This window comes from Agromyces humi, assembly GCF_009720255.1.
In the GTDB taxonomy this organism is placed as follows: domain Bacteria; phylum Actinomycetota; class Actinomycetes; order Actinomycetales; family Microbacteriaceae; genus Agromyces; species Agromyces humi.
The window spans coordinates 1-11,694 of sequence record NZ_WJSP02000086.1 but is presented as its reverse complement, the minus strand read 5'-3'; the positions used below and the strand labels follow the sequence as shown (position 1 = coordinate 11,694).

Genomic DNA, 11,694 nt, shown 5'->3' with positions numbered 1-11,694 from the left:
TCGGCGGGGCGAAGCTCGGCAGCACGCGTGCGGGCACGGCGCGAACGGTGCGGTCGGGGTCGGTGCGCTCGGGCTGTGCGGGCTGCTCGGGCGCAGGCGGGATCAGCCCCGGTGGGGGGACGATGAAGTCCGGTTCGGCCACCACTCCACTCTACCGACGCAGGCGGATCCGATACCGGCTCACGAATCGACGCACCCGGCCGGCCGCATCCGAGACCACCGCCGTCGCGGCATCCGCCTCCGTCCAGCGCCGCTCGACGGCCTCGTCATCGACGGATGCCCCGTCGAAGACGTCGCGGTCGATCGTCGCCGCCAGGGTCGACAGTCGCACGGGCGCCGGCGCCGAGGCCGAGCCGTCCGTCGCCGCTGCCGACGATCGGGCGATCGCGGCGAGCCCCTGCTCGTCGAACTGCTGCTCGAGGATGCGCGCGGCCTGCAGACGCGTCGCTCGCTCCGGCGGCTCGAAGCCCAGCTCGGCGTAGCGGTCGACGAGCTCCTCCCAGGCGGCGGCGCTCTGCCGGTCGTTCGGGCCCGACCGGCGACGACGACGACGAGCCGCCTTCACGAACCCGACGACGAGCATCGGCAGGAACACGAGCGCAGCCGGGATGCCGACCGCCGCCACCGTGACCCAGACCCAGCCGGGGATCGTGAACGGCGGGTCCTTGTCGTCGTCGTCCGTCTCGTCGATCTCGACGGTCGTGAGCAGCTCGTCCTCGCTGTGTTCTGCACGAGGAGGCTGGCGCACCTGGGGCTGCGGCTCGGACTTGGGCTTCGGCGTCTGCTCCTGCGGGACGTCGATGTTGTCGGGCGTCGGGCGGAACGAGACCCAGCCGACCCCCTCGAACGGCACCTCCACCCACGCGGTCACGTCGTCGCCGACGACCTCGACCTCCTCCTGGCCGTCCGCGATGTCGGGCGCGAAGCCCATCACGACGCGAGCCGGATACCCGAGCGAGCGCGCCATGAGCGCCATCGCCGCGGCGTACTGCTCCGCGTCGCCGACCATCTGCGAGCGCGTGAACAGCTCGGTGATGCGGTCGGCCCCGTGGCCCGCACGGGACGGGACCGCGTCCGACGCGAGGCCGTGGCTGAGGAATCCGCCCGTCTTCAGCGCCCGCTCGATCGCGCGGAGCTGCTCGATCGGACTCGCCGCATCGCCGGCGAACTCGGACGCCTTCGCCGCGACGACGTCAGGCGAGTTCTCGACGACGGGGAGGGTCATCTCGGCGACGGGCACGTCGATGAGCTCATCACTGTCGGGCTCGACCTGCACGTTGGCGCGCACCTCGTAGCGCGCGCCCTCGGCGACGCCGCTCGTCAGCACCGCGGTGCCCGCCGCGGGGTTGTAGCGGAGATCCCCGGCTCGTCCGGCGGTGCCCTCGTCGAGGAGGCGGAGCGAGCTGCCGTACCCGACGGTCGGGAGCCACACGTCGTGGTACTCGCCGACCTCGACCTCGATGTCGCGCGCCGACCCCAGCTCCGCCAGCTCGGGCTCGGGAAGGGACTCGCCGACGATGCCGTAGCCGCCGCCGTCGGCGCCCACGTCGTCGGGGCCGGCGACGTTCCAGAGCCGGCCGGTGTACGCGTCCATGGTGGCGAGGCGCACCGTGTCGCCCGGTTCGAGACCCCGCACCGTGAAGAGGGTGTCCTCGACGAGGTCCTTGGTGTACTTCCGGAATCCCGAGAGCGGACTCGGGAACTCCAGCGGGTCGAAGGGGGGCACGATCTCGTCGCGGAGCACGAAGCGCTCGGGCGACACCGGCGCGACCGCTGCGCCGGCCAGCGCGCCCACGACCACGGCGCCCACGACGACTGACGCGGTACCGACGACCTTCTGGCGGCGCAGGCGCCTGGCCCCGTCGCCACTCGCCTCGACGGTCGTTCCGCGATGCCAGGCGATCCAGACGAGGGCGATGACCGCGAAGGAGACACCACGCACGCCGGCGAAGAACGCCTCGTCGGTGCCGAGCAGGATCCCCGACAGGTAGAGCACGATCGGTCCGATGAGGAGCACGCTCGCGCGGAGCGCGGTGCGGCGCTTCGGGAGCCAGCGGGTGGCGAGCATGGTGCCGACGAGCGACACCAGCCAGGCGGCGAAGTACGGCACCACGGCGATGTAGTAGGGCGCCTCGACGGGCGTGCCGATCGTCACGATGTCGGCCCACCCGTAGACCGCGCCGAACGCGAGCCCCGCGAGGGAGGCGAGCGACGGCAGCACGCCGAACAGCGCCTCTCCGGGCATGGTGAACGGGCTGCCGAGCAGGAAGTACGCGGCGAGGCCGAGCAGCACCGTGGTGAGCACGCCGAGGCGCCACACCGCTCCGGCGACGGCGACGAGGGTGCCGACGACGAGCCCCGCTCCCGCCGCGAGCATGAAGTTCAGGTCACCGAACGAGGTCTCGTAGCCGAGGATGCCGAGCACCGAGAGCAGGCTGAGCACGAGGATGTCGCTGGTCACGTTGCGAGGAAGTCGGTTCATGGCCGGACCCTCCTGACCAGTCGCGGCAGGTCGGCGAGGTCGCCGACGGTCACGACGGTGGTGCCGGCGACCTTCGTGATCGTGCTGGATGCGCCGAGTTCGACGCGGAACGCGATCGTCACGGTGTCGGCCCCGAACAGGGTCTCGATGGAGCGGAACTCGGCGAGCGGAAGGAGGGAACCGCCGATGGCGATCACGACGCTCGGTGCGGGAAGGCGCTTGGTGGCGTCCCGCACGAAGTCGCGGACGGTCGGGAACCGCCGGTCGACCAGCTCGATGCGCGAGGAATCGTCGAGGAGCGCGGTCGGCGTCGCAGTGCGAAGGGGCAGCGACTCGGTCAGCACGGCGAGCCGCGTCGCATCGCGGATGACCTGCACGCCGATCGAGGCGAGCACCGAGACGCCGAGTTCGAACTCGTCATCCGAGGCGTACTGGGCGCGCTCGGTCACCTGCACGAGCACGAGCTGGGAGCGGCGGGTCTCCTCGTACTGGCGCACCATGAGCTGGCCGGTCCGCGCCGAGGTGCGCCAGTGCACGTTCCGCAGGGCGTCGCCGGGCTCGTAGGCCCGCAGCGCGTGGAACGAGATGTCGTTGTTGGTGATGACCTTGGTGATCTCGCCTTCGAGATCGCGCACGAGACCGGCGGCGGACGGCCGGAGCCGAGCGGTGACCGGATGCACGAACAGTTCGACCGGGTCGGTCCAGCGCACCATGCGACGCAGGATGCCGAGCTGGTCGCCGCGCACCGACACGGCAGGACCGGCGATGATCACGGCGCGCCGATTGGTGGGAACGGCGAGCAGTTCCTCGTGCTCCGCCTCGGGCGCGAGCGAGGGCACGACGAACTCGGCGAGCCCCGCCCCCACCGGCAACTCGATGCGGGACGGCGCCGACGGCGAACCGCCCGCGTTCGTGACCAGGAGCCTGCCGAACGCCCGCTCCCCGGCGACGACACGCGCCGGCTGGAGTTCGATGCCCACCCGGAAGTGCATGCGACCGAACACGAAGGCGATCGAGACGAGCACGGCGGCGAGCAGGGTGAACCCGAGGAAGGCGAACTCGACCCAGCCGAACGTGAAGGCGATCACGAGGGACACGGCCGCGGCCGCCAGCACGAGCCATCCGACCGTGGACACGACGCCCGTCACCGGTGCGCAGAACTCCGCGACGGCGCGCGCGACGTGCGCGAGCCGGCCGGCGACCGATCGAGCGGATGCCGCGAGCGACCGACCGACCGCGCGGAATGCGATGCGCGTCTGCGAGGGTGTCGTCTGCGCGCCGGGTTCGGCGGTCATGCCGCCCGGTAGGCCGGGGGCGCGATGTCCACGAGGACGCGGCTGACGATGTCCTCGGCGGTGACGCCGGCGAACTCGGACTCGGGGTCGACGATGATGCGGTGCGCGAGCACGGGGACGGCCAGCTCCCGAACGTCGTCGGGCGTCACGTAGGTGCGTCCGTGGGCGATCGCCCACGTCTTCACCGTGCGGGCGAGCGCCAGGGCGCCGCGCATGCTGACGCCCAGTGCCGAGTCCTGGTGCGCCCGGGTCGCCGCCACGATCTCGTTGAGGTACGACAGGACCGCCGCGTCGACGTACACGTCGGAGGCGAGTTGCGCCATGGTGTTCACCGAGCTCGAGGCGATGATGGGCGACACCTTGGACGCGCGCGCGCGGTTCGCCGAGTCGAGGAGCAGCGTCACGGCCGTGTCGTGATCGGGGTAGCCGAGGGAGGTCTTGATGAGGAACCGGTCGAGCTGCGCCTCGGGCAGCGAGTAGGTGCCGGCCTGCTCCACCGGGTTCTGCGTCGCGATCACCATGAACGGGCTGCCGACGTCGTAGCTGACGCCGTCGACGGTGACCTTGCCCTCCTCCATGACCTCGAGGAGCGAGGACTGCGTCTTCGGGCTCGCGCGGTTGATCTCGTCGGCGAGCACGATCGACGCGAAGATCGGGCCGTGGTGGAACTCGAAGCGACCCTTGCCCTGGTCGTAGATGGTGACGCCGGTGACGTCGGACGGCAGCAGGTCGGGCGTGAACTGGATGCGGGAGTTCGTGCCGTCGAGCGTGTTGGCCAGCGCCTTCGCGAGCACCGTCTTGCCGGTGCCCGGGAAGTCCTCGAGGAGCACGTGGCCGTCGGAGAGCAGTGCGGTGACCACGAGCTCGATGACCTCGCGCTTGCCGAGGATCGCCTGGTCGACGTTGTCGACGAGCTTCGAGAAGGCGTCCTGGAACCAGAGGGCTTGTTCTTGCGTTACTGACATTCGTTCGTTCTCCTGATCAGGGGTTCCCGCCGCGAACGGGGAGGGCGTCCCAGTTCGAGGTCGCATCCGAGTACTTGCTGGCGCCGCCACCCGTCGGGGTGAACCGGACGCGGATCGAGTCGTTGTTCCGCTGGCCGAGTCCGTTCTGGAGCACGAGCGAGCCGGAGCTTCCGAGGTCGTACGTGCCGACGTAGAAGCTGCCGGAGCTGCCGTTGATCTCCGTCACGACGTTGTACCGCCCAGCGGGAAGGTTCGAGAAGTCGACGCCGACGTAGTGGCATCCGGAGCAGTACGGCGCCGACCCGCCCTTGAAGACCGAGGCTGAGAACGCGGGCGGAGGCCGGTTCTCGACGCCGAACGTCGTGCCCGCGGCCGGACCGGTCTGCCCGCTGCCGTTGTTCCGCGCGCGCACCTCCACCGTGTGGGTGCCCGCGCCCAGGTTCGCGATCGTCTTCGAGGTGCCCCCCTGCAGCCCCGACCATCCGCCGCCGTCGACTCGGACCTGGTACTCCACGCCTCCACCGCCGGTGTCCGACGGCGCGGCCCAGCTGACCGTGACGTCTGCCGGCGCATAGCCGACCGAGCCGTGGCCCACGTTCCTCGGGGCGGTCGGCGTGCCGTACGGCGTCGCGCTCGCGGGCGTCGATGCGTCGGACGTGCCGATGTTGTTCACCGCACGGACGTTGAAGCTGTAGGTGGTGCCGTTCGCCAGGCCGCCGAGGGTCTGGGCTGATCCGGCGGCGGACGCGTCGAAGGTCCATGATCCGCCGCCCGGCGAGGCCGAGACGAGATAGCTGCCGATGGGCGAGTTGTTCGTGGCGTTCGCCCGCCAGGTGAGCTTGACGTTCCCGTCACCGCCCGCGATGTTGGTGATGCTCGGAGCGTCGGGTCGGTCGCGCACGATCACCGTGACGCGGCCCTGCACCTCGCGGGCAGGGTCCATGGTCGCATCGCCGATGCGGTAGATGACGCTGAGCTGTCCGGTGAACGCCGACCCGGTGCGCACCGTGATCCCCCCGGCGTTGTAGCTGACCGACGCGTTCGAGCCCACGTTCGCCGAGTCGACCTCCGCTCCGACGACGCGGAGCGGCTTCCCCTCGGCGTTGAACGGATTGAAGTCGTTCGCGAGCACGTCGACCGCCAGCGACTGGCTGCGGATCATCTCGATCGGCCCGTCGTTCGTCGCGATCGGCTTGGCACGCGTCGACGACACGACCTTCACGTCGACGTAGCCGGGCACCGTGAACGACTCGAACTTCAAGTCGAAGGTGAGTCGGGTCGACGTGCCGGGCTGCACGCCGAGTTCCGCCGACACCCTGAGGGTGCCGTCCGTGATCTGCGCCTGGATGTCGGGCGTCGTGCCGCTCAGGTTCGTGTACTGGATGCGCTGGATGTTGTCGGGATTGGGCTGGAAGCTCGAGGAGCGCAGGTCGATGTCGAGCGGCGTCTCACCCGCCTCCATGGTCTCGGTGCGGGGCGTGAAGGTCGGCGGGGTGTCATTGAAGTTCGGATCGCCCACGGTGATCGGAATAGTGAGGATGGCGACACGACCGATCGGATCGGAGGCGCTCGTGCCGTCGGTGACGGTGAAGGTCACGGATGCTGAGCCCCGGTAGTCCTGCTCGGGGACGTACTGCAGGGTCTTCCCGTCGACGAACGGCGCGTCCTTCGCATTCGTCGCCGTCGCCGTCGCCGAGAGGATGAGGGGCGGCTGGCCGGACGGCACCACGACGATGTCGTTCGCGTCCCACACGATCTTGCCGTTCATCGGCACGACGACCGGGGGGAACTCGGCGAGGTGCGGCGCCGGGAACTTCGCCTTCTCCTCGGCGGCGAGCTCCTCGGGCGTCTTCGGGCGCTGGGTCTCCTCGACCTCGGTCTCCCCTCCCGGGATCGGAGGGACGATGACGAACGCCATGGCGGAGAGCGCGTCGAGGTCGTTCGTCAGGCGGAACGCGACAGCGTAGCGCCGGTTGCCGGGCTCTACGTCGAGGGTGCCGTCGGGCAGCACCTCGGCTCGGCCGGCGTTGGGCCCTTCGACGGTGACCTTCAGGTCCTCCACGAGACCGCCGGGGTTGGTCGCGTCGGCGAGCGGGTCGACGTTGACACGTTCGACATCGACCACCTCCTCGGGCTCGATGACCTGGTCCTCCGCAGTGGGCGGCAGGATCACCGCATCCTTCGACACCGCCACCTGGAGGAAGGCCGCGTCCGCACCGCCGTGGCCGTTCGAGATCTCGTAGCGGATCGTATAGGCGCCTTCGGTCTCGGGCGCGGTCACCACGACGCGACGGCGGTCGCGGATCTCGGCCTCGATGCCCTCGTCGACCTCGGGCAGGCCGGCCACGTGCAGCTCGTAGCCCGACGGGTCGGAGTCGTTGAGCAGCACCTCGACGCCGACGGTGCGCCCGGGCTTCATCGCGATGGTGTCGTCGACGGCCTTCGGCGGAAGCTGCACCACTGGTCGCGGAATGACGCCGATGCGGATGATACCCACGGCTGTGGCGCCGCCGGTGTCCTGCACTTCGTACCGGAAGGTGTCGGTGCCGGCCGAACCGGTGAGCGCCTCGTACGTGATCGAGGTGCTCGTGGACTCGACGATGCGTCCGAGCGCCGGCGCCGTCGAGATTCCCGTGAGCACCACGGAGTCGCCGTCGGGATCGATCCCGTCGAGCGGCACGTCGATCTTCACCGCCGACCCTTCGAAGGTGCGGGAGGTCAGCGGCGTGGGAAGCGGCGCGCGGTTGGCGTCGGGATCGGGGCCCACCACGGTGAACCGCACCGTGGCGCGGGCCGTCTGGTCGAAGTCGTCGGCGATCGTGTAGACCGTCGTGTACGTGCCCGGGGCATCCGGAGCCTGGAATCGCACCGCATCCTCGCTGACGAAGGCCAGCCCGTCGGCGGCGGTCGTGTTCGCGAGGTCGGGCAGGACGTGGATGGAGGCCGCGTCGGGGTGATAGTCGTTCGCGAGGACGGGAACCGTCACGATGTCGCCGGCCCGCACGTTCACGCTGTCGTCGAGGGCGACCGGCGGCTGGTGCTTGACGAGCGGCGGCACCGGCACGACGGCCACGGTCGCCGTGGCGGTGTTCAGGCCGTCCGAGATGGTGTACTCGAACTGGAGCTGGCGGTCGATGGCCTCGGAGGCCGTGACCCTGGCGACGGTGTTCGTGAGGATCTCCACCGACACGAGGTCGTCGGTCGCCGTCTCGTCGACGGACTGCACCGCGAGCACACGGCCCGAGGGTGACATGTCGTTGGCGAGCAACGGCACCGTCGTCGGCTCCCCCGGCCGAAGGTAGGCGATGTCCTTGACCGCGACGGGAGCCGGGGGCTCGCTGGGCGGCTGGGTGACCTGGACGCGGATGAGGCCGACGCTCACGGCGGTGTCGGCGGCGAGGTTGTAGAGGAAGACGTACTCGCCGGGGTCGGGCGCGGAGAACGTGATGGTGCCGCGCTCGAGGTTCGGGGTGATGAGGGCGTTCTCGGGCGTCTCCTCGACGCCGATCAGGCTCAGCGGCGCGCCCGACGGCGACAGGTCGTTCCTGAGCGGCTCGATCGCGAACGTCTCACCGGCGAAGACCTGCGCGAAATCGGGGACGCCGACCGGGTTCAGGGTGCCGGTCGGCTTCACCTCCACGGTGAGGATGCCGGCCGCCTCGGTGCGGCCGTCGGAGACGATGTACTGCACCTCCTTGACGCCGAGCTCGCCGGACTGGTGCTCGAACGTCACGAGTCCGTCGGGACTGAACCGCACCGAGTCGCCACTGGTGGGTGACGCGTTCACGAGGTAGACGTCGTCGCCGTCGGGGTCGTTCCAGTCGGCGAGGACGTTGTAGGAGATCTGGCGGCTCTGCTCGACGCTGGTCGCGCCGTTGCGCAGCGAGATCGGCGCCTCGTTCTCGCTGTCGGGGGTGATGCGAACGTCGACGTTGGCCTCAGCGACACCGTCGCGCCCGTCGGACACCGAATAGCGGAACGAGGCCGTGCCGGCGGCACCCTCGTCGGGCGTGAACTGCAGCGCACGACCGCCGTCGATGAGCTCGAGTCGACCCGATGCACCGCTCACCGTCGGGAGGCCGGCGACCGTGAGCACGTCGCCGTCGGGGTCGGTGTCGTTCTCCAGCACCTCGAGGATCGTCGTGCGGTCGGGACGCACGCCGTACTCGTCGTCGCGGGCGAGCGGCGGACGGTTGATCGGCCCGCGCTCGGCGAGCGTGTCCTCGAAGTTCTGCTGCGACGACTTCTCGTCGCCCTCCTGGTCCTCCGACTCCTCGGGCGGCGTGACCTCCTCCCAGTTGTCGACCAGGCGCAGGTCGGAGTCGACCAGCCACGAGTTGCCGTTGGAGAGGTTGTTGAGCACGATGACGTCACGGTTGACGCGGAACTCGAGGCGAGAACCGGCCGTCGGCTGCTCGATCTGCTGGGACTCGGGCTTCGCGCCGTCGCACTCGGCGAGGTACCGAGCCGAGGTCGCCCAGGCGCCGTGCGCGCAGCCGTTCAGCCACACGGGCGCGGCGACGTCGTCGGCGCCGTCGGCCGCGGCATCCGCACCATTGGAGGTGACGGCGACCTCGCCGCCGTCGAGGGGCACCGCCATCAGTGCGCCTCCGCCAGCCACGTAGGCGACGTCGTGCTCCGCGCCGGACTGCTGCAGACGCAGCCCCGCCTCGGGGAGGTCGATCGATCGGTCGTCGACGAGCAGGCGGTCCTTCTCGGTGTCGAGCACGACCGCGCGCTCGCCGACCGCTGCCAGCTGATGGTCGGTGAGCTCGGGGATGGGCGTGCGGACCGGATCGCTGCCGTCGACGGGGATCCGGTACAACGAGCCCTTCGACGGCTTGGTGGCGAAGACCGTGCCCTTGGAACTCACCGCGATCCGGGCGTCGTCGCCGAGCTTCAGCAGCGGGTCGGTGCCCACGGCGTCGAAGGAGAGCGACGCGCCGGCGAGGACCGTCCAGAGCTCGCCCTTCGGCGATAGCACGGCGAGCACATCCCCGCCGTAGGCGACCGTCGAGCCCGGCGGCACGTCGATCCGTTCCGTCAGCGTGGTGTACGACGGATCGATGCGCTCGATCGAACCGATGCTGCGGTCGTAGAGGAACGCCGAATCACCGTCTTGGAAGACGTCGAACTCATTCGTCGCGGTACTGACCGCGGCGTCGAGCTCGCCGATCGGACGGTTCAGCCGGCCCGCCAGCAGGTCCTTCGCGTTGGTCACCCAGACGTCTCGCGCCCGAAGGTCGGGGTCGGTGACCGGGAAGCCCTGATGGAGGACCGCGAAGGCCAACGGGACACCGGCGATCAACGCCAACGTGGTGACGGTCGCGGTGGTCTTCCGCGCGCGGACCCACGAAGTGAACACTCCCACCCGTGACTCCCTGACCTGTTCGCGCCGACGCAGAATGGCGCCGGTTCTCTCCCCACACCGGGGTACACGGTAACACGGACCTCCCGGGGGGCCACATGGGGAGGGATCCCCATGTCACCCGGCCCCGGGGGACGAGGCGGAACCCGACGTCGAACGCGCCACATCGCGGCGTCGACGGCCGCCGGACAGGACCGGGCGCGGTCAGGCGGGCGGGTCGGCGCCGTCGCCCGTGCCGTCCGCGCCGTCGAGGAGTGCCAGGTCGTCGGTGCTCACGAGTCTCGTTGCGACGGCGTATTCCACGAGCCGCGCCCGCCGGTTGGTGGCCAGCTTGCCGCGGCCGCCGCGGAGACCATCGACGCCGATCTTGTCGAGCTTCTCGCAGACGTTGTCGAGCTTGCGGTTGAAGGTCGTCATGCTCCACCCCAGGCGCGCCGCAGCCTCGGCGGAGGTGGGCACCACGGACCTGCCGGCAGAAGGCTGCGACAACACGTGCTCGGCGAGGGCGACGACGAGCAGCCGCTGGCTCGTGGTGAGCGTGACCGGGAGGATCGTGGTGCCACCGTCGGCCGGCGTCGCGGTGAGGGAGGTGTTGTAGAAGTCCTCCTCGGCATGGATGGTGAAGTCGTAGGTGGTCGAGCCGGCACTGAACATCACGTGCACGGTCTGGAAGACGAGCGGCAGCTTTGCGCCAGGCGCGACCCACGCCTGCACGCTGCCGGTGGCATCGGAGACGGTCGCCGAGAGGAGCTGGCCGACGTTCGAGAGCCACCACAGGCCGTACTCGCTCGACAGGGTCAGGAAGGTGCGGTGCAGGTACGGGTTGTCGTCGATCGTCAGGTCCGACTCGCGCCCGATCCCGAACGCCTCTCCCTCGGTGACGGTGTACCACTCACCGCAGTACTCGACCTTGAGCGGCCTCATGCCGTGCACCCCTTGGCCGGTTCGGAGGTCTTGCTCCCGCGCTGCACCTGGACCTCGATGCAGACGCGCTCGCCTGCCGCCACCCCGTCGACCACGATCGTCGGACCCTCGGAGACCGACAGTCCCCCCGACCCGTCGGCGCGCTGCCAGCGATACCGGTCGCCCTCCTCGGGATTCTCGTGCGACACCGCGAACGACACGGTGGCACCGTCGGCCGAGGGCACACCGGGCTGCACCTGGGGTGCGGGTACGGTGGCGGCGACGATCGCGTCCTCGTCGGACGGCACGGCCGTGGGATTCGCCGCCTGCTGCTGCAACGTGCCGGACAGCGCCACCGCGATGCCGATCACCACGGCGACGACGATCGCCGCTGCGACGCCGACGATGGCGGCGACACGGGACCGACGGGGGCGCGCCTGGGTGAGCGTGTCATCGGCGAGGGCGGATGTCGGCGCGACGCGCCCGCGCATCTGCGTCGCGTCGACGGCCGGCGCGGCAGCGGTCGCCGAGGCCGCCGATCCGGACCTGCCTCGCGGGCGCATCACCGTCTGGTCGACCTGGGTCGGCGCGCCGGCCACCGGGACCGGCGCGCGCACGATCGTGCCCTCGTCGGGCGTCGCGTTGGCGACGGGCGTCGGCTGCGCCTCGACCTGACGCGGC

General features: G+C 70.5%; 5 protein-coding genes and 1 pseudogene. All 6 read right to left on the bottom strand.

The features are described 5' to 3' along the window. Window positions 1-151 precede the first annotated feature (151 nt). A complete protein-coding gene (locus GH736_RS09585; protein WP_159602559.1) occupies window positions 152-2,482 on the bottom strand; it encodes a transglutaminase family protein in 2,331 nt (776 codons plus the stop codon). Then, window positions 2,479-3,777, bottom strand: a complete 1,299-nt coding sequence (locus GH736_RS09580) for a DUF58 domain-containing protein (protein WP_159602556.1) — start codon at window positions 3,775-3,777, stop codon at window positions 2,479-2,481. Before GH736_RS09580 ends, GH736_RS09585 begins: the two co-directional genes overlap by 4 nt. Beyond that, entirely contained in the window at window positions 3,774-4,742 is a 969-nt protein-coding gene (locus tag GH736_RS09575; RefSeq protein WP_159602553.1) for an AAA family ATPase, read from the bottom strand. Before GH736_RS09575 ends, GH736_RS09580 begins: the two co-directional genes overlap by 4 nt. 16 nt (window positions 4,743-4,758) lie before the next feature. Then, on the bottom strand, window positions 4,759-10,113 hold the full coding sequence (locus tag GH736_RS09570) for an Ig-like domain-containing protein (RefSeq protein ID WP_159602550.1): 5,355 nt from the start codon (window positions 10,111-10,113) through the stop codon (window positions 4,759-4,761). 201 nt (window positions 10,114-10,314) lie between these two features. Then, window positions 10,315-11,034, bottom strand: a complete 720-nt coding sequence (locus GH736_RS09565; protein ID WP_159602547.1) for a hypothetical protein — start codon at window positions 11,032-11,034, stop codon at window positions 10,315-10,317. Further along, a pseudogene (locus GH736_RS09560) lies at window positions 11,031-11,694 on the bottom strand (hypothetical protein); the annotation flags it as partial. The pseudogene GH736_RS09560 and the gene GH736_RS09565, both read right to left, overlap by 4 nt.

Bases quoted from the DNA above. Each gene is read 5' to 3' on its own strand.
- GH736_RS09565 (WP_159602547.1), bottom strand. From the start codon at position 11,034: ATGAGGCCGCTCAAGGTCGAGTACTGCGGTGAGTGGTACACCGTCACC.
- GH736_RS09575 (WP_159602553.1), bottom strand. From the start codon at position 4,742: ATGTCAGTAACGCAAGAACAAGCCCTCTGGTTCCAGGACGCCTTCTCG.
- GH736_RS09585 (WP_159602559.1), bottom strand. From the start codon at position 2,482: ATGAACCGACTTCCTCGCAACGTGACCAGCGACATCCTCGTGCTCAGC.
- GH736_RS09580 (WP_159602556.1), bottom strand. From the start codon at position 3,777: ATGACCGCCGAACCCGGCGCGCAGACGACACCCTCGCAGACGCGCATC.